This is a genomic window from Acinetobacter sp. Q186-3 (assembly GCF_013420655.1).
In the GTDB taxonomy this organism is placed as follows: Bacteria; Pseudomonadota; Gammaproteobacteria; order Pseudomonadales; family Moraxellaceae; genus Acinetobacter; species Acinetobacter indicus.
The window spans coordinates 111,079-129,441 of sequence record NZ_VOXS01000004.1 but is presented as its reverse complement, the minus strand read 5'-3'; the positions used below and the strand labels follow the sequence as shown (position 1 = coordinate 129,441).

The 18,363-nt window shown below is 45.4% G+C and carries 16 protein-coding genes; 9 read left to right on the top strand and 7 right to left on the bottom strand.

Going from position 1 to position 18,363, the window contains the following annotated elements; translation table 11 throughout:
- Positions 1–43: 43 nt before the first annotated feature.
- Complete coding sequence (gene aceI / locus FTT64_RS05230) at positions 44–478, bottom strand: chlorhexidine efflux PACE transporter AceI (RefSeq protein WP_104473026.1); 435 nt, start codon at positions 476–478, stop codon at positions 44–46.
- 98 nt (positions 479–576) lie between these two features.
- Between aceI and FTT64_RS05225 the strand changes: the two genes are divergently transcribed.
- The 4 genes from FTT64_RS05225 to FTT64_RS05210 all read left to right on the top strand — a co-directional run bounded on the left by FTT64_RS05225 (position 577) and on the right by FTT64_RS05210 (position 4,578).
- Positions 577–1,467 carry a LysR family transcriptional regulator gene (locus FTT64_RS05225; RefSeq protein ID WP_180182109.1) on the top strand — a complete coding sequence of 297 codons (891 nt, stop codon included), beginning with the start codon at positions 577–579 and terminating at the stop codon, positions 1,465–1,467.
- A 95-nt stretch (positions 1,468–1,562) separates the two neighbouring features.
- Positions 1,563–2,546: a transaldolase gene (tal, locus tag FTT64_RS05220; protein ID WP_005178624.1), complete on the top strand. Its 984-nt coding sequence runs from the start codon at positions 1,563–1,565 to the stop codon at positions 2,544–2,546.
- 91 nt (positions 2,547–2,637) lie between these two features.
- Positions 2,638–3,291 carry a leucine efflux protein LeuE gene (leuE, locus tag FTT64_RS05215; protein WP_104489198.1) on the top strand — a complete coding sequence of 218 codons (654 nt, stop codon included), beginning with the start codon at positions 2,638–2,640 and terminating at the stop codon, positions 3,289–3,291.
- Positions 3,292–3,399: 108 nt separating this feature from the next.
- The gene (locus tag FTT64_RS05210) at positions 3,400–4,578 is read left to right on the top strand and encodes a benzoate/H(+) symporter BenE family transporter (RefSeq protein WP_180182108.1); all 1,179 of its coding nucleotides are present in this window, start codon (positions 3,400–3,402) and stop codon (positions 4,576–4,578) included.
- Positions 4,579–4,603: 25 nt separating this feature from the next.
- Here the strand turns inward: FTT64_RS05210 and FTT64_RS05205 are convergent, their stop codons facing one another.
- Complete coding sequence (locus FTT64_RS05205) at positions 4,604–5,623, bottom strand: alpha/beta hydrolase (protein WP_005178627.1); 1,020 nt, start codon at positions 5,621–5,623, stop codon at positions 4,604–4,606.
- A gap of 284 nt (positions 5,624–5,907) precedes the next feature.
- Here FTT64_RS05205 and FTT64_RS05200 point away from each other — a divergent pair, with 284 nt between their 5' ends.
- Together FTT64_RS05200 and FTT64_RS05195 are read left to right on the top strand one after the other, a co-directional pair.
- A complete protein-coding gene (locus FTT64_RS05200) occupies positions 5,908–6,351 on the top strand; it encodes a universal stress protein (protein WP_005178628.1) in 444 nt (147 codons plus the stop codon).
- Between the two features lie 106 nt (positions 6,352–6,457).
- Positions 6,458–6,904 (top strand): universal stress protein, encoded by a 447-nt coding sequence (locus FTT64_RS05195; protein ID WP_005178630.1) that lies wholly within the window; start codon positions 6,458–6,460, stop codon positions 6,902–6,904.
- 70 nt (positions 6,905–6,974) lie between these two features.
- Here FTT64_RS05195 and FTT64_RS05190 read toward each other — a convergent pair whose 3' ends face one another.
- On the bottom strand, positions 6,975–7,190 hold the full coding sequence (locus tag FTT64_RS05190) for a hypothetical protein (protein WP_005178631.1): 216 nt from the start codon (positions 7,188–7,190) through the stop codon (positions 6,975–6,977).
- 240 nt (positions 7,191–7,430) lie between these two features.
- Positions 7,431–10,037, bottom strand: a complete 2,607-nt coding sequence (gene pepN, locus FTT64_RS05185; protein WP_180182107.1) for an aminopeptidase N — start codon at positions 10,035–10,037, stop codon at positions 7,431–7,433.
- 664 nt (positions 10,038–10,701) lie between these two features.
- On the opposite strand from pepN, the gene FTT64_RS05180 reads away from it, so the two are divergent.
- The 3 genes from FTT64_RS05180 to thiM all read left to right on the top strand — a co-directional run bounded on the left by FTT64_RS05180 (position 10,702) and on the right by thiM (position 13,196).
- Positions 10,702–10,959, top strand: a complete 258-nt coding sequence (locus FTT64_RS05180; protein ID WP_005178638.1) for a hypothetical protein — start codon at positions 10,702–10,704, stop codon at positions 10,957–10,959.
- Between the two features lie 195 nt (positions 10,960–11,154).
- Complete coding sequence (locus FTT64_RS05175; protein WP_180182106.1) at positions 11,155–12,321, top strand: hypothetical protein; 1,167 nt, start codon at positions 11,155–11,157, stop codon at positions 12,319–12,321.
- Positions 12,322–12,332: 11 nt separating this feature from the next.
- Positions 12,333–13,196, top strand: a complete 864-nt coding sequence (gene thiM, locus FTT64_RS05170) for a hydroxyethylthiazole kinase (protein ID WP_016659073.1) — start codon at positions 12,333–12,335, stop codon at positions 13,194–13,196.
- Here thiM and FTT64_RS05165 read toward each other — a convergent pair.
- From FTT64_RS05165 to gltS, 3 genes are all read right to left on the bottom strand, one after another.
- Positions 13,193–13,930, bottom strand: a complete 738-nt coding sequence (locus FTT64_RS05165) for a hypothetical protein (protein WP_045795471.1) — start codon at positions 13,928–13,930, stop codon at positions 13,193–13,195. The two genes, thiM and FTT64_RS05165, sit on opposite strands and share 4 nt — an antisense overlap.
- A gap of 395 nt (positions 13,931–14,325) precedes the next feature.
- A complete protein-coding gene (locus FTT64_RS05160) occupies positions 14,326–16,548 on the bottom strand; it encodes a DUF6351 family protein (protein WP_104489194.1) in 2,223 nt (740 codons plus the stop codon).
- Positions 16,549–17,134: 586 nt separating this feature from the next.
- Positions 17,135–18,358 carry a sodium/glutamate symporter gene (gltS, locus tag FTT64_RS05155; protein ID WP_180182105.1) on the bottom strand — a complete coding sequence of 408 codons (1,224 nt, stop codon included), beginning with the start codon at positions 18,356–18,358 and terminating at the stop codon, positions 17,135–17,137.
- Positions 18,359–18,363 lie beyond the last annotated feature (5 nt).

The following is an 18,363-nucleotide window of genomic DNA, read 5'->3' as shown; positions in this document are numbered from 1 at the left end:
TATTACCTTTTTATTGTCTGCTCTTAAATTCATCAGACATATTTTAAACAGACTCACGATAGGCCGGTGCATAGCCCAAACGTACCTCAATCGCGTCATAACCCCACTGGAAGATAAAGGTATAGACCAAAATACATAAGGTCAGGCTTAAATCCAGCAAAAAGGCCTCGGGCAGACTCATCTGCATAGCATAGGCCACCATTGGAATGGTGGCTAACATTAAGCCCCCTTCAAAACCAATGGCATGTAAAATCCGTACTTTCACCGTTCGCTTGAGCTGTCTGCGTGCTTCAAATTTTTCAAAAAAATGATTAAACAGCATATTCCACAAGACCGAGGTTACTGCCATGGCCACACCCAGGCTACCGGTCACTTCCAGCGGCATCTTGAAAATCAGGCTTAAAGCTAGGGCAATAATCACCAGTAAAATCAGTTCATAACTCAAGGCATGAATTAATCTTCTTTTCGACAGCAACATGTTAAACCGTATCTATTTCATCAATTGCTGCCATCTTATTTTTAAATTATCGACAAATCGAGTTAGAATCTTTCAATATTATTGACAGGTTGCTGCCCATGAATGTGAACCAGGAACAGCTGATCATCTTTAAAACCGTGATTGAATGCGGTTCTTTTTCCGCAGCGGCGCGGCAACTGGGAAAAGTGCCATCTGCAGTAAGTATGTCAATTGCCAATCTGGAAATTGACCTGAACTTGAATCTATTTCAACGCATCGGGCGTGAACCGGTGCCGACCGCACAGGCATTAACCCTGTATGAAAAGACCGAGCAACTGCTGGTTGAAATGAACCAGTGGAAACAGCATGCCGCAGCGTTAAGTGAAGGGCTGGAATCAGAACTGAATATTGTGGTGGTTTCCGAGCTGATTCATAGCGACTGGACCCAGTACATTGCCCTGCTGCAGCAGGAATTTCCAACGCTACAGATCAATATATTTTCAGCGCCACAGGAAGATGCCATGCACATGCTGGTCGAACAGTCGGCGCAACTGGCAGTGATGTTTGAACGTGAACAGCTCGACAGTGGCGAGCAGTTTGTAGAACTGAAACGCGAAGCCTTGGTGCCGGTGGCGGCCCGAGATTTTGCCTTGGCTCAACAGGCACCGGTCAGCTTTGAAGCTATTTTGCACAGCCGGCAAATTGTGGTGGCCAGCCGTGACCGTCGTACTCAGCCGGAACTGTTATTTTCCAAACAGTACTGGCGCACTGATAATCATCATACTGCCTGCTCGTTAATTTTACAGGGTCTGGGCTGGGGTGTGTTGCCGCTGCAAATGCTGAATGAAAACCCGAACTTAAAGCAGCAACTACAGGTTTTGGACTTTCTGGATTTCTCGCCCAAGTTTGAATATTTTGTCGATCTGGTCTGGAGCCGTGAAAGCAAACTGGGGCTGGCTGCTCGTTTTTTGATTAATCACTTGCGCAATCAACGAAAAAGCACAAATTAGACACTGATCTGTAACGCTTTTCACTTGGGTTAAATCCAGTTTGTGTTATAAATAATTGCATAAGCAATAACCGAACAACTAGAGAAGCGGATTCAATGACACAGAACGCCTTAAACCAATTAAAACGCTTAACAACTATTGTGGCCGACAGCAGTGACTTAACTGCCATTGAAAAGTTTCGTCCTTTAGATGCAACAACCAACCCGTCTTTAATTACCGCGGCGGCTGAACAGGCCGACAGTAAACCGCTTTTAACCGAAGCCTTTGATCAGGCCAAAGCAGAAGGTTATCAGCAAGACGAACTGATTGAACGCACCATTGATATTTTAACCGTCAAGTTCGGGGTAGAAATTCTTAAACTGATTGATGGCCGTGTATCGACTGAGGTAGATGCCTCACTGTCTTATGATACAGATGCGACCATTGCCAAAGCCAAAGAACTGCTGGCGCTGTATAAAGAATATGGTATTGATCAGAAACGTATCCTGATTAAAATTGCTTCAACTTGGGAAGGCATTCAGGCGGCAAAACAGCTGGAAGCAGAAGGCATTCATACCAATTTAACCTTACTGTTCGGTCTGCATCAAGCACATGCCTGCGCTGATGCCAACGTCACGCTGATTTCCCCTTTTGTCGGGCGTATTCTGGACTGGTACAAAAAAGCCGAAAATGTCATGTACTACCCAATTGAAAAAGATCCGGGTGTGCTGTCCGTGAAAAAGATTTACCAGTTCTACAAACAGCATGCGGTGAAGACTGAAATCATGGGTGCCAGCTTCCGCAGTATTGATCAGGTCTTGGCGCTGGCCGGTTGTGACCTGTTAACCGTTTCACCCAACCTGCTGGCCGAACTGGAACAGGATGAGCGTGAAGTCACAGCACAACTCTCAAGTGACACGATTGAAGCTCAAGGCGAGCTGGAGCCGATCACAAAAGAGAAATTTAAACAGCAGCTGGAACATGACTTAATGGCCTTCCAGTTACTGCAAAGCGGTATTGATGGCTTTATTAAAGCGCGTGAACAGTTAAGCCAGTTATTGCGCCAAGGCTTTGGTATTGATGCCGAAATTAAAGCTTAATTTTTCTGTTTAGCCGCGCCGCTGTGCGCGTATTCGAGGCCGATGTTGCTATATAATGCTGCATCGGCCTTTTTAGTTCTCTGGATTTCCTGTGTTTGGTATCACTGACGTAATGACGTTCATTATTGGAACCATTTTAATTGTGATCCTGCCCGGCCCCAACTCTTTATATGTGATGTCAATTGCCTCACGCTTTGGCATTAAAGCCGGCTATCTGGGCGCTTTAGGCGTTTATACCGGTGACCTGATTTTAATCCTGTGTACCGCCTTTGGCGCAGCCTCCGTGCTACACAGTTTTCCATGGCTGTTTATAGCGCTGAAAATGATTGGCGCGCTGTATTTAAGTTATTTGGGCATACGTCTGATGATTGCCGCCTATCGCACCTGGCAGCCCGAGAAAAGCCGCTCGACTCAAACCAAGAATAGCAGCAGTACGCCAGAACAGGTTCATCCTTTTCGCACCGCATTAACCATTAGTATTTTAAATCCGAAAGCGATTCTGTTTTATCTGTCTTTTTTTGTGCAATTTGTTGATCCGGCCTATCCTTATCCGGCGCTGACCTTTACCCTGCTGGCCATTATTCTGCAAATCATCAGCATGAGTTATCTGTCAATTCTGATTTTTTCCGGAATGAAACTGGCAACCTATTTCAACCGGAATTACCGCCTTACCGCGACCGGTGTGGCCGCAGTTGGCCTGCTGTTTTGTGGTTTTGGCTTAAAACTGGCCAGCTCGACCCTATAAAAATCAAGCAAAATTTTTAACTTCTGATAAAGATTTGAGCTTTTAGATGGCCATTGAAAGGCGTATGATTTATCGGCTTTCTCTCCCATTTTTATTGTGCAACGGATTATGCAAAAGCTTATACATGATTTTTCTATTCCGGCTGTTTTTGCTGGATTTATCACTTTTTTAATTGGTATTAGTGTTTCTGCCGTACTGGTGATTCAGGCGGCGCAAACTTTAGGGGCCACAGCCGAACAGATTACCTCCTGGTTCTGGGCTTTGGGTCTGGGCATTGGCCTGTCGGGCTTGCTGCTCTCATGGAAATTCAAATATCCGGTGTCGACGTCCTGGTCAACCGCCGGGCTGGCCCTGATTATTGCCACGGGCAGTGGTTATAGTCTGAATCAGGCTATTGGGGCTTTTCTGGTGTGTGGCGTGCTGACTGCACTGTTGGGCTTTTTCGGTATTTTTGAACGTCTGTTTCGTTATATTCCACAAAGCCTGACCAGCGCCATGCTGGCCGGCGTACTGCTAAAATTCGGCATTGCCTTGTTCGCCAGCATTCAGCATGAATGGGCATTTATCCTGTCTTTACTAGCAGCCTATGTACTGTCAAAACGCTTCTGGCCACGCTATAGCATTGTGCTGACCGTAATTGCCGCGATGCTGCTGTGCCCGCTGGTACTGGATTTCCATTTTCCTGTGGTGAGCTGGTCATTGGCGCAACCGGTGTGGATCAGTCCGGAATTTAGCCTGCCCGCTATTTTAGGTCTGGCTTTACCTTTGCTGGTGATTAATCTGGCCTCGCAATATTTACCCGGCATCGCCATTATTAAAAGCTATGGCTATCAGCCGCATGTTAATCAGTTGCTCGGCTGGACCGGTACCGCGCAGGCCGTGTTATCGCCTTTTGGCTGTTATAGCGTGAATATTGCAGCGATTAGTGCCGCCGTTAGTCTGGATCATCAGGTGCATCCGGACCCATCAAAACGCTATATTGCCGGCATGAGCTGTGGCCTGTTTTATATCCTGATGGGCTTGTTTGCCGCCACCTTAACCAGCCTGCTGATGTCTTTTCCGGCAGTGCTGATTACTGCATTGGCCGGTATCGCCCTGTTTGGCACCATTGGCCATAGCGCCTTTATTGCCTTTAAAGAGGCCGATGACCGGGAAGCCGCATTAATGACCTTTTTACTAAGCGCTTCAGGCATCCAGTTCTGGGGCATTGGCTCGGCCTTCTGGGGACTGGTTTGCGGTGTGGTGGTGTTACTGGTGATGAAATTTCCCTGGAAAGCCAAATCCTAAAGACTAACATGATGACCAGCAGATTTTAGGGCGCGGATCTATCTGTCTGATCCGCTTTACTATAATCGGCCAGAAATGACAGGGTCTGCTCAAAAGTCTGCTGGCTTTCGGGCAGATGCATTAAGAACTGATATTCATGAATCAGCCAGCGTTTAGAGTCGGGATAAAATACTGCTTTTACTGGCACCTGCTGCTGCTTTAACACCTCTAACAGCGGTAAAGATTGAGTATCAGTCAGAAAATCCTTATTGCCGCCACTTAAAAATACCGGTGGAAACGCGGGAGTAATATGCTGAATCGGTGAAATCTGCTGCAGAAATTCCGCATCCTGTTTGCGGTCGCCGGTATAGGCCTGCACCATGTTATAAATGCCCCACTCGACAATTTTGATTTCATCCGGCGCGGTTTTAATAAAATACGGTAAATCATAAATCCCGCAGTGCAAAATCACCCCTTTCAGCTGTGTTAAGGCCAGAACCGGCACAAATTCCGAATGCGCGGCAAATTCCGGATTACTCAACAAGGCTGCATAATGGCTGGCCAGATTGGCACCGGCAGAATCTCCAGCCAGAAATAGTTGCTCGGCATCAACACCAAACAGCGCGCCATGTTCCTGAATATAGGCCAGTGCCTGATTAATCTGGTGTAACTGGGTGGGATAAGTCGCCGCTGGCGCCAGTTGATATTGCAGTGAAAACACCGGATAACCGGCATCTGCCAGCCGTTTAAAATAACCGCGCGCATGGGCTTTGGAACCGGAAATCCAGCCACCGCCATGAATCCAGACCACGGCCGGGCGTAATCCGGTATCATCAGGTGTCTGTGCTGGCAAATAGACATCCAGGCTTAAATCCGGATCTTGCTGATACTGGATATTTTCCAGCACCCGCACCTGCTGCGGTGCATCCCGATCCATCAGTTTCTGTTGCAATTGGGTGGTCAGATTAAATGCGCCAGCAATAATACGGCTATTACCGGCTGTGCTTTGGCAGCCACTCAGCACCAGCAGCAAGCTCATGCACAGACTTAACATCAGATACTTCATTTCACCCATCTTCCTGTTTATACAGCTGTTTTATTTTTCTTCACTATAAAGCAGCCGCCGCGCAGATGGAACCCGGTTTTTCACGACAATGCGATCTGACAATGTAGAGTATTCCAGTCAGAATTATTTGTTAAATCAAAGACCTACTTAAGTGGTATTGTGATTGAAAATCTGTATCTTTTTTGCAGACAGAACACCGGAATAAATTGAATGCCCCCCGGTGATGTGCTATCTATAGAGTATAGCTAAACATTAAGTTCATTATATCAATAAGGAGTTTCTCCATGGCGTATCAGCATATTCTCGTTCCGGTCGATGGTTCTCAAATTTCCTATTCTGCGGTGCAACATGCAGCTGAAATTGCCCGTGCCTTTAACAGTCAGCTGAGTCTGGTGAGTCTGGTGGCGGAAGACCCGTTCACTGATGCCGATTTCTATTATTCATCTGCCATCATGAAAGAATACTTTGTGCAGGCACACGGTAATGCACAAAAAGCCCTGAAAGAAGGCCAGCAAATTGCCGAAGCTGCAGGCGTTACTGTAAGTACTAAAATTGTGGAAGGTGAAGTATCGGCCAAGCATGTGGTTGAAGCTGCACAAGAAATGGGCGTTGACCTGATTGTGATGGGTTCACACGGTCGTAAAGGCTTCCAGAAATTCCTGCTCGGTAGTTTTGCTCAGGATGTACTGCGCAGTTCTGAATTGCCGGTGCTGGTCATTAAGGCCTAATTGCCCTACTACAGTTCAGAATCCTGAATGCTTTTGATGTACTTTCATTCACTGTCAGTTTCAATAAAGCCCGCGATATTCATATGTAAAAATAAGGAAAACTGTCATGACCAGCTATAAACATATTCTTGTTCCAGTGGATGAATCCCCGATTTCTTATGCTGCTGTAGAACAGGCTTTAAGTCTGGCCAAAGATTTAGGCTGCCAGGTCACGGTAATGAGCGTGATTGCGGTTGACCCATTTGTCGGCGTCGATTTTTATAAAGTTGCTCCGGCCATTACCGACTATTTCATGCAGGCCGAAAAAAATGCCAAACTGCGCTTGCAGGAAATTCTTGATTCTTTCCAGCGTGAAGGCGTGCAGGTCGATCAGAAACTGGCGCACGGCGTTTCACCCTCAGATGGCATTATGCAGATTGCCGATGAAGTCGGTGCCGATCTGATTATTATGGGCTCACATGGCCGGACCGGTTTCAAGAAAATGATGCTGGGTAGCGTAGCGCAAAACGTGCTGACCCAATCGCCTATTCCGGTGCTAATTGTAAAAGTCTAAAGTAAATCTAAAGCTGCCATAAAAAAACTCCTCAACGTGAGGAGTTTTTTTTAAATCTGCTGAACAGCGGTCAGGGTTTGGAAATTTCCTGATGCAATGCCTGTAAAAACAGTTCTGCTTCAATTTTATTCGGAAAGATGCGCTGATACAGCCCCTTGTCCTGCATCGAGTGTGGTGTATATTCAATAGACACCATAAAACGCTCTTCATTCAATATTCTGTTCACTCTTAACGCAATAATATGTCGTGAATTCAAGTAAAAACCATCTTCAATTTTAACCAGCATCACTCAACCTCTTGTTCACGCCAGAACCCGGCTTTTTCACCTGAACCTTTCCAGGCTAAAAATAAAAAAGCCCACCACAATGATGAGCTTTTTTATTTAAATTATCTAAACACGTTTCAGCCTTAATTTAGCATACTCCCCGCGAATATGCGGGAAAGTTCACATAAAGTTACAGCTAAATACCGAGAAAATAAAATAAATCTTCATTATTCTATTTTTTCGAGCGAAAGCTGCACCGGTTTAGACATTCAGCATACTGTTTAAAGTTTCAACCACGTTTTTCGATTTCACCAAGGGCTTCAAGTTTTCCAGGGCCACCTGTACCTGACTGCGCTGTGGTTCATCCAGCGTATACCAGCGTGACAGCACCTGCAGCAAACGTGAACCTAAAATCGGGTTCTTTTCATCGAGGTATTTGGCCAGATGAATATAATGCTGCACCCCAAAACTCCAGGTATTTACCGGATTCATATTCAGACCACCACTGACCGAACGAATGCGGTTTGGCGTACCCAGATCATAGTCCGGATGCTGGGTTAAGGTATGAATGGTTTCAGCCGTTGCATTTGGATGGGAGGCCTGTACAGTAAACCACTGGTCTAAAGACAGCGCTTCATCTTTAAAGCGGTCATAGAAATCCTGCAGGCAGGATTCGGCTTGCGGTGCATCATTCCAGACCAGTACACGTAGCGCGCCTAAACGTTCTGACATATTGCCAGTATTCTGATACTGCTGATGCGCCAGATCAAAGGCTTCGGTATCGCCCTGACGTGCCATCAGACTGAGCATAATATTCTTCAGCGCACGCACGCCCATGGCCTGTGAAAACTCTTTTTGCAGGTCCGGGTCCAGACTTAAGTAAGTTTCCTTACAGAAAGCACCCAATTCACGCGCCAGCGTATTTAACAAGGCTTCACGTTTTTCCTGAATGTCCACCGGACTATAGTGCTGATCAATCCGGCTGCCCAAATAACCTTCACTTGGTACATCAAAAATTCGTGAGGCCAGTAACGGGTCCTGATTGACCAGTGCCGGCACCGTGTTTTTCATGGCCTGAAGATAACTTTCTACCGCATGACCATTTAGCAAAATGCGCTCCAGCAAGGTCTGGGTCGCCTGCCACTGGTTAAAGCCGTTGGTTTCATACTGCATCAGGAAGGCCAACTCGGCATCACTGGCATCAAATTCCAGATTTACCGGCGCCGAGAAATTACGTAACAGCGACACCACCGGTTTGGCATTAATGCCGCTAAATTCGATGGTTGCCTCATCCTGATCAAACAGATACACGCCATCTTTTACGCCATTTTCAAACAGGGCCTCAGATTGCAGCGCATATTGCTCGCCGGTTTCAGCATTAAACAGCGCCAAAGCCACCGGAATTGGCACGGCTTTCAGGTCTGGATATTTCGGATGCGCTTTCAGGCTCTGTTTAAAGCTTAAACGATAGGTTTGAGTCGAAGCATCATACTCGCCATGTGCCTGCAGTTTTGGAGTACCCGGCTGGTTATACCAAGTTAAAAATGCCGATAAATCAACGCCTGAACCGGCAGTCAGTGCCGCAACCCAGTCTTCGACCGTCACCGCCTGACCATCATGACGGCGGAAATACTCATCGGTACCCGCGCGGAATTTTTCCTTGCCGAGCAAGGTCGACATCATGCGGTTAATTTCCGCCCCTTTTTCATACACCGTGGCGGTATAAAAGTTATTAATTTCAACAAAATGATCTGGACGTGGCGGATGCGACAATGGGCCAGAATCTTCCGGGAACTGATGCGCTTTTAATACAGCGACATCATCAATCCGTTGTACTGCGGCCGATTGTAAATCTTCTGAAAACGACTGGTCACGGAAAACGGTCAAGCCTTCTTTTAGACACAGCTGGAACCAGTCACGACAGGTAATCCGGTTACCGGTCCAGTTATGGAAATATTCGTGTGCGATGACCGACTGAACCCGCATAATTGCCGCATCGGTGGTGTATTCTTCATCGGCCAGCACGCAAGAGGTGTTAAAGATGTTCAGGCCCTTGTTTTCCATCGCGCCCATATTGAACTGGCTAACCGCCACAATCATATAGTTGTCGAGGTCATACGGCAGACCATAATGTTCTTCATCCCAGCGCATGGAATGTTTTAACGCTTCCATGGCGATGTGACATTTAGGAATATCTTTTTCTACCGCATAAATTTCCAGTGCCACATTACGGCCTTCAGAAGTCACATAGCTGTCTTTCAGCACCGCTAAATCGCCGACCACACAGGCAAACAGATAACTTGGCTTTTTGGTCGGGTCCTGCCAGATCGCATAATGACGCTGGGCATCGACCTCGCCTTTTTCAATCAGGTTACCATTGGCCAGCAGCACCGGATATTTTTTATCGGCTTCCACCCGGGTAGTAAATACCGACAACACATCCGGACGGTCCGGATAGAAGGTAATTTTACGGAAACCTTCCGGCTCATTCTGGGTCACAAACAGATCACCAGCCTGATACAGACCTTCCAGCATGGTGTTGCTTTCCGGATGAATCACCACCTGGGTTTCAATACGTGCACGATCTGGCGCATTCTGAATTACCAGCTGTTCAGCATCAAGCTGATAGTCATTTTCGGTCAGTTGCTGACTGTTCAGATGAATAGATTTCAGCTCAAGGTCACGGCCCAGCAGCACCAGATCACCTTCGGTCTGGCGCTGCATCTCCAAAATAGCATTGACGATGGTGTGGTCTGCATACACCTGAATATCCAGATTAATTGAATCCACCAGAAATGCAGGTTTTTGATAATCTTTTAAATAAATAGTTTGGTCTGCTTCAACCACTGGATTTGCTGCGATATTCATATCATGTCCTAATTGTTTATACGCCGGGGCATTATGCGGATGATGTCTTGATCATACGCCAACTTTTTCAGTCTGTCTGCTGAATGCGCGTCTGTTCTAATATGGGCATCCGGCCACAACTTTTCAATTCATCATTCAACTAAATCTGTTTAAAAATACAGAGATGCTGAATTATGCAGCGAATCCAACAGCTTAATCTGCCCGCTAAAATCTTCTCGCACTGGTGTTGCGCCATGCTGGTGCTGTTCTGCCCATCTGACCTGAAATTCTGCGCTATTGAGATACAAGTTCCTACATAAAGCTGCCACTTGACTACATTCTGTAATCAAAGACCTGTGATCTGTGCAGCTAAAAATATACTGCGAGATAAAACCGGATAATTTCCCAAGTCTAAACAGAGGCTTATTTAGACTTCGTCAAGATAAATCCGGTGACAATTCGCCAGCATTTGCGAAGGGAGATTTATTCAAATTTAGCTTTTCAATTTCGCTTCTAGAGTCAAACAGTTATCGGCTAAATGACGCTTTCAGTTGGATGGATCGCCATTTCAGCGTAGGTCATTACATTATTTTCAAATCGGCTACATTTTGTGCACGCTTCTTGCTTGTATTTAAAGGCGCCGAGCGCATGATAACAATGATGAAAAAACGAGAAGAGGTGTGAGATGTATTTAAAAGAGCATATCGTCCGTGTAGAAAATATTAAAACCCTGCAAACTCTCGATCAGGCCAACATCGACCATAAAGTGATTGCCCTCTTTATGAGCTGTGAAGGCATTCCCATGCAGACCAATGAAGTTACCTCTATTTTGAATACCTATGATGCCCTGGGCAGCAAGAAAATCCCAAGCAAAAAAGTACAGGCGCTGATTCAGGCCAAGCAACTTGGTGAGGAGGATGATTCGCTACCGTGTCCGGTATAATCTTCTCTCCTCTAACTTCCATTTAAAATACGGCGTCCTGCCGTATTTTTTATGAAAAAGAGCTGTTCAAGTCAGGGCGTTTAAATTCAGCATAGTGTCCAAGTTTTCTGCTTTATGTTTTTTTGAGCAAACCAATGCGGCCCAGCCATGTATAATCCAGACATCCTATTTCTAAAATGATGACTGCACCTGAATATGCTCCAGATTCTGCAAAAACAGTTAGATGAAAGCACCTCGTGTCCGCTGTGCCGCGCTGCCATGTATTGGGTGGAAGCCGAACAGTACGATCAGGAGCTGAGCTATCACGAGTGCAGTTACTGCGAACATAAAGTGTATCCGGGCAATTTGCACAGTTGTCATTGCCCGGCCTGTGAAAAAAAACGCAAACAGCTGATTAAAGAAGCGCTGGTACAGGAAAACCGCAAGCTCAAAAATAAAGGCAAAGATAAAGACATGGTTGAGCACAAGCTGAATCAGTTAAGCTTTATCCAGAAACTGTTTTTATTGTCGATGCTGGACGATCAGGTACATGAAAATACCCAGCATGATGAATATATTTACTGGGAGCGAATTAAATTCCAGCCTTTTTCACCCAACTATTTATATCAGAAACAGCTGATCAAACAGCTGCTTGACCAGCAGATTCTGGTGGCCAAGGAATTTGCCGATGAAGCCGGCCAGTATTATGTGAATGTGCGGCTGGACGGTTATTCGGAGCCGAGCCTGTTCAGTATTACCCATCAGCTTCGACAATGGTTTTACCAGAATTTGAGTCAGGGCGTGCCCTTTCACAGTTCAGATGAAGTCAAAGATGCCATCTATGAACTGATGTATGAAAAAGTGGTGCAGTTCATGCAGTTTTATTGCCGCATCTGGCAGGTGCAAATTTCTGGCAATAACAGTTTTAAAAGCCTGTGTTTTCGCCTGCTGGACAGCCTGGCAGCGGGTCAGATTTTTTATCTGGTACAAACCGCGCTGGATTATCTGCATGGCCAGAAATTATTACAGCCGCGCAATGAAAAATTCATTAATACCAATCTGCTGAAAAAAACCGTAGAACAGTACCGTGAACGTGGCCTGCAAGAAAAATGGATGACCACCACGCTGCCACATCCACCACAACTACCGATGAGCAAAATGGTGGAAATTCTATTTTTCCGTTTTCTCAATTATGATGAAATGATCTTTGTACAACCGATCTGGAAAATCTGGGAAAAGATTGAACCGCGCTTAAAATTTTATGCCTTAAAACGCTGTATGCACTGCGGCTCGGATGAACTGGATGTCGATTATGATGCCCAGCATTATGTGTCCTTGTTCTGCCGTCGCTGTAAACAGCAAGACCACTACTTTACCCAATAAAGGGGTAACTGATGAATTATCCAGAACAGCTTTCCACTCTTGACAGCAGCCTGCCCGATGAAACCGCGGCAATGATTGAAAAAATTATTGAAGCCTGGAGCCTGCTTAAAACCCGGCAACCATTGGTGCAATGTATCACCAACAGTGTCGCCACCAATTACACCGCCAATATTCTGCTGGCTGCCGGTGCATCACCGGCCATGATTGATAATCCTTTTGAAGCAGAAAGCTTTAGCAGTATTTGCAGCGCCTTAAGTATTAATTTGGGCACACCGACCAGCGAACAGATGCAGGCCATGCAGATTTCGGCAGAAACGGCCCAGCGTCTTGCCAAACCGTGGGTGCTGGACCCGGTCGGTTATGGGCCCGTCTTAAAATGGCGCTCAGATATGGTTGATGCGCTATTGGCCTTTCAACCGAGTGTGATTCGCGGCAATGCGTCGGAAATTGGCGGCTTGGCCGGCGCACAGGTAGAATCCAAAGGTGTTGATTCGACCCTGGACAGCACCGCGGTATATGCACAGGCCAAAAGCCTCTTGGCGCATGCCGAATGTATTGCCATTTCCGGTGAATCCGATTTTATTCTGTCCAGACAGCTGGAACAGGTGGTGCAGGTGAATGGTGGCTCGGAATTACAGCCCAAAGTCACCGCAACCGGCTGTGCCCTAGGCGCTTTAATTGCGGCGTATGCCGCGGTCAGTCCGGTGACCATTGCCACCATTGCCGCGCATGTCCATTTTGCCATTGCCGGAAAACTGGCCCACGCGCAAAGTTCACAGGTTGGCAGTTTTAATGTGGCGTTTATAGATGCAATTTTCAGTCTGGATGCGGACACCATCCGTGAACATGCCGATTTAAAATTTCTGGCGCCTTAAGACACCTTCCGGTCCAAAGCAAAGTTGAGTGCCGTTTCGGTCAGGGTTTTACTGTCTAAACGGCAAATACACATCAGGCCGATGCCATCAAAATAGTCCGGTGCGTGTTGCAGAAAAAAATCGCAATGCGGATTGGCATGCACTCTTAACTGTTGCAGTTCTTCTTCACTGCGCAGCGGCACACAGGTCTGATGCACATAAATATCTTCATCACGCTTCTGGATGTCGTGTTGCCGGCTGGCCATCACCTGCAACACGCTTAAATAATCCTCCGGCATCCGGATATCACTGCGTGGATAAAAGCCCCGAACACGTGATACAAAATGTGCATAAAGCTTCGGCTGGTTGATGGTGGCAATAAACCACATGGGCGTTAAAGGATATTTAAAGCGCTGGTTCAGCATGGCTTTGAGCGCACTGTTGATGATTTTATGGTTGTATTGATGGCGATAGCTTTTTAAAAAACTGGCGCGTGAGTTGACCACCAGAATTGGCTGATGTAACAGGGTTAAGGCCAACAGTGGAATAATAGTCTGCCCGACCAGTTTGCCACGATGATGATATTGAATAATAGTGACCGAAATTGCCTGCGGGTCATACAGATATTTCTTTAGCTCCTTTTCACAGGTTAACGTAAACACCTGCTGATCAAACTCGGCAATTTTTTCAAAAAAATAATCTTGTTGTTGTGTGGATAAGGCTTTGAAGTCAAACACCGTCTCAGTGATATCCATAATCCTTCACCCTATGATTGTTTTAATTTTTCAGACTCATTTTAGTGTCACAACCCGGAATCAGTTATCACTATTTTCCTGGATTTGTCCATTTTGTGATAAATCATTGTAATTATATGAAATAATTCATATTAATCAAGATAATTGTGAGTAAATTTAATCTAATGATTTTACAACGCTTATCTGGGCTTTCTCGCTAAAAAACCTGATAATTCAGCGAATTAATGAGATCTGGTTAACATTTTAATTCGACCAAAGGTTATCTGCCTGCCATCTACACACCGGCGAAATAACCGCCGTTATATCACATGAATTTTCAACTAAAAATCAAAATGAATCATAAAAAAACCAGTGAAAAATCACTGGTTTTTGTGAAACAAAAAATGTGTGAAGAATTAAAACAACTGGAAAGCTTTAGATGCCCAGCCGCGTGCAGCCGATGAACTGACCGCAGGCAAAGGTTGTCCTCCATAAACTACGCTGCCCTGCCGATCCTGATAACTCATCCAGCCAATGGTGTCAGCAAAGCCAACTGGGGCTTGGCTATAGTCACACACGCCTTGCGGGAAAACCCGATGCAATCGCTGGAGCTGTTCATTGCTAAAGCGGACCGTATTGCCATAATCCGACACATTTAAAGGTTTCAGCTGACACTTGTTGGCATAGGTGGTCAGGCTGTCCCCGGCCACCATACGCGGTGTGCCATATACCGGTAATCTGAGCGTGCTGCACAGATTCTCGCGGTTAATGATGCCGGCAGTAATACAGGCATCTTTTACATCTGCCGGTTTGTTTTGGGTCAGTTTGGTGGCAATAGGCAAATCACTTAAGTCTTTTTCGACATTGCTTAACCAGCGGTCCATATCATTAAAGCTGATTTCCAGACATTTGGCATCGGCAATCATGACCAGATCACCGCCATAAATCACATGGTTATTATAATTGCCATGCGCTTTTTCCAGTCGCGCCCGAATGGCAAAGGCACGATAGGAATCATGGAACAACGCCGGGTCCGGACCTCGACAGTCAATAATCGCCACTTTATTCAGGTTGTTCCCAACATTAATTAAGCCACTGCGATAGGCATTGTTCAGCGCCGTATAATTGGCTTCTAGACGTTCAGGCACCGCCTGAATATCAATATCCACACCGCCTATTTTTTCGTTTAACTGTACAAACTGTTCTGGGGTGATGATATTTTTCATCAAGCTGTCTAGGCCATATTGTACCCCGACATTATCCATCGGCAGGCCGGCAAAACCGCGACCAATCCGTTTTTCAGTTTCGGTCCACAGCTCCGTTGGACGTGGGGCCAGCAAATTAATTGCAGCATCCTGAATCGAGCAACGAATGCCTTGAGGATTATTGGTGGCATGATATAACTGCGCCGATGAAATTCCCTTGCAGATGGTATTTGGCCGCGCCACATCAAACTGGGCCAGCTCACTGACATAGCCATTAATTTCAGAAATATGTCCCTGAACATGCGCAATCTGATGCGGCAAGAAGCTTAAACGGCCTTCTGGAGTCTGGAAATAATTAATCATCAGGTGATAATCGGCGAACTGTGAAGCGGTACTCCAAGCATCAGGGAATGAGCAAGTGGGTAAAATCCCCTGATAAATTCCCGGATAGGCATTGGCCACCCATTGTGCTGCCAGCGCACCACCTGAACAGCCCTGCCCGATGGTATAGCGCAAGGTGCCATACTGCTCAATAAAACGCTCTTTGGCCATAATCAGCGATTCTGCCTGAATCGCCAGATTACAGTTATGACCGCTATGAGACAGTGCAGTCGACATCACCCCAAAGCCGCGGCCTAAAGCCAAAATGGTGACATCAGGCAAAATGGAACTTGAGGTGGCAATGACCGTTGGCGCAGAGGCAGACTGGTAATCATTACCACAGCTTTGGCCATGCGTGACCACCAGTTTATGGTTAAATTGCGCTTGTGGCTTTAAGGCGGTCCACGGCTGGTTCGGATCATACAACACCGCAAAACGGTATTCATCGCGGTTCTGATAGCCCACTTCCTCACGCACAATAAATGGCACCGTTAGTCCTTCATCGGTAGTGGTGGTGGCAATATTCTGACTGGCCGGCGGTTGTGCCGGGTCATAACTTTTAATGAGTCCCAAGCGATCTTTATAGTAATAGTTATATTGCACAGCCTTTTGACAGAACTGATCGGTCGACGCATTAGTACAGGTCCAGGGCTTTAACTGCGGGCCAGACAGTAATGGTCCACTCGAAGGATGATTGATCAGGCTTAAATTCTGATAATAACGCCCTGCTTCAACTTTGAGTTGATTATCGCCCAGTTTAAGTCCTTCAACTAAGGCTTGGCGCTGCTCATTGGCAAATGCATCACTAATATTTTGTCCATTCAGGGACACTTTCAACGCCGTAGTTTGAATATCATCGGGCAGATCCAGTTTCAGCAATACATCCGAGTCTGTAATTAAATCTGGCCGGGTGGATAACACCTCCACCATTTCCCGTTCTACTTTTGAAGATGTTCCTGAACCGGAAGAATCTCCACCTCCGCCACCACAGCCATACAATATGACACTACACACCGCAATATTGAGGCTATTGAATACCAGTTTTCCTTTCATACGCTCATCCATAAATTATTATTTTTCTGAAGTTTTTATATGTATAACTTCATTCATGAGCATAAAGATAATTTGACAACAACTATTGTCATTATTGTTATTTATTGTTTTATGGGCTGTTTTAAAAAATCACCAAAATCAGGGATAAAAACCAAATTCTGCTTCTGAATATCTGATTTAATTTCAAGCTATTTTGCATGACTAAAAAGATGAATAGTTATATAACTTTTACTTTAATTAACTTGGTAAATGATTAAATTCTTTTATTCCCGTGTAATATTTTCCGTCTTATTGGAAAATTTTTGTAACCATTTAACGATGAAATGAGAAATTCAAAACATCCAAGTTCCAGATAAAAAATGCTTATTTTTGAGCAATAAAACTTTCTCCCCCCCACTTTTGGCTATGACCTTTCATTTATAACCAGCAGATCAGAAAAACTTTCGTAGGTTGAAGTAAAAGAGTGTGCTTTAATACGCTCAGTATGAGATGAGCCTCTTACAGTATGTGCCTCAGATGTGCATACGACTAGCCCCTAACCATGGGGCTTTTTAATGTCTATATGATTTTGAAGTCGTATTAAAATTTAACCGAAAAATGCAATGATACTCTGAATCACCACAGCATTCACAATATCAATAAAAAATGCACCACACAGCGGTACGATTAAAAAGGCTTTATGTGATGGACCATAGCTATTGGTGACCGCCTGAATATTGGCAATCGCAGTCGGGGTTGCTCCCATACCAAAACCACAATGCCCTGCTACCAATACGGCTGCATCGTAATTTTTTCCCATGATTCTAAAGGTCACAATTGCGGTAAATAAAATCAGTACCGCTGTCTGCGCAAACAAAATGGTAATGAGCGGGCCTGCCAAATCGGCCAGCAACCAGAGTTGCAGTGACAGTAAAGCCATAGATAAATACAGGGACAATGACGCGTTGCCAAATACATCAATGGCACGGTCGAAAATATCGACTTTCAGTACATGCTCCAGAAAGTTACGTACAATTACTCCTGTACCTAAAGCCCAGACAAAGGTCGGCAGTTCAAACCATCTTCCCTGACTGATCTCTGTCATTTCATTCGCAACAAAAATACATAGCGCAAACATCCCCAAAGTCGACACTGCATTACTGGCTGTAATCAACCGGGTTTTCTTTGGATATTCGAAGGGTGCGGTGTTGATGCTAGTATCGAGTTGTTGTTCATTGGTCTCTTGCGCTACTGTCTCTGCCAACTGATTTCGTTTAATCAAGAATTTGGCAACCGGACCACCCACAAGCCCACCAATAATCAAACCAAAAGTAGCACTTGCCATTCCGAGGACAATCGCCCCCTGTATTCCATATTGAGTTTCAAGCACTTCACCCCAAGCACCGGCAGTACCATGTCCACCCGTTAAGGTAACAGAACCGACAATCAGACCAATCAATGAATCAAGCCCAAGTGCTGTGGCTAAACTCATGCCAACCGCATTTTGTACAACTACAAATAGAATGACACAGACCAGAAAGATCAGCAGTGATTTCCCACCTTCTTTGAGCTTGGTAAAGTCTGCACTTAAACCAACAGAGGTAAAGAACATCAGCATCAGAATGGTTTGAATTTCTGAGTCAAATGTGGCACTGATATTAAAAAATTTATAGAGAATAAAAGCTGTAATCGCTGCGATTAGACCGCCGATTACAGGTTCAGGTAAGTTATAGTTTCTAAAGAAGCCAATTTTACTAACAAGATACCGCCCAATAAAAAGAAAAAATACTGCAATCACCAAGGTGCCAAAGGCATCGATTTCATAATTCATAACGG

Bases quoted from the DNA above. Each gene is read 5' to 3' on its own strand.
- aceI (WP_104473026.1), bottom strand. From the start codon at position 478: ATGTTGCTGTCGAAAAGAAGATTAATTCATGCCTTGAGTTATGAACTG.
- FTT64_RS05225 (WP_180182109.1), top strand. From the start codon at position 577: ATGAATGTGAACCAGGAACAGCTGATCATCTTTAAAACCGTGATTGAA.
- tal (WP_005178624.1), top strand. From the start codon at position 1,563: ATGACACAGAACGCCTTAAACCAATTAAAACGCTTAACAACTATTGTG.
- FTT64_RS05210 (WP_180182108.1), top strand. From the start codon at position 3,400: ATGCAAAAGCTTATACATGATTTTTCTATTCCGGCTGTTTTTGCTGGA.
- FTT64_RS05205 (WP_005178627.1), bottom strand. From the start codon at position 5,623: ATGAAGTATCTGATGTTAAGTCTGTGCATGAGCTTGCTGCTGGTGCTG.
- FTT64_RS05200 (WP_005178628.1), top strand. From the start codon at position 5,908: ATGGCGTATCAGCATATTCTCGTTCCGGTCGATGGTTCTCAAATTTCC.
- FTT64_RS05195 (WP_005178630.1), top strand. From the start codon at position 6,458: ATGACCAGCTATAAACATATTCTTGTTCCAGTGGATGAATCCCCGATT.
- FTT64_RS05190 (WP_005178631.1), bottom strand. From the start codon at position 7,190: ATGCTGGTTAAAATTGAAGATGGTTTTTACTTGAATTCACGACATATT.
- pepN (WP_180182107.1), bottom strand. From the start codon at position 10,037: ATGAATATCGCAGCAAATCCAGTGGTTGAAGCAGACCAAACTATTTAT.
- FTT64_RS05180 (WP_005178638.1), top strand. From the start codon at position 10,702: ATGTATTTAAAAGAGCATATCGTCCGTGTAGAAAATATTAAAACCCTG.
- FTT64_RS05175 (WP_180182106.1), top strand. From the start codon at position 11,155: ATGCTCCAGATTCTGCAAAAACAGTTAGATGAAAGCACCTCGTGTCCG.
- thiM (WP_016659073.1), top strand. From the start codon at position 12,333: ATGAATTATCCAGAACAGCTTTCCACTCTTGACAGCAGCCTGCCCGAT.
- FTT64_RS05165 (WP_045795471.1), bottom strand. From the start codon at position 13,930: ATGGATATCACTGAGACGGTGTTTGACTTCAAAGCCTTATCCACACAA.
- FTT64_RS05160 (WP_104489194.1), bottom strand. From the start codon at position 16,548: ATGAAAGGAAAACTGGTATTCAATAGCCTCAATATTGCGGTGTGTAGT.
- gltS (WP_180182105.1), bottom strand. From the start codon at position 18,358: ATGAATTATGAAATCGATGCCTTTGGCACCTTGGTGATTGCAGTATTT.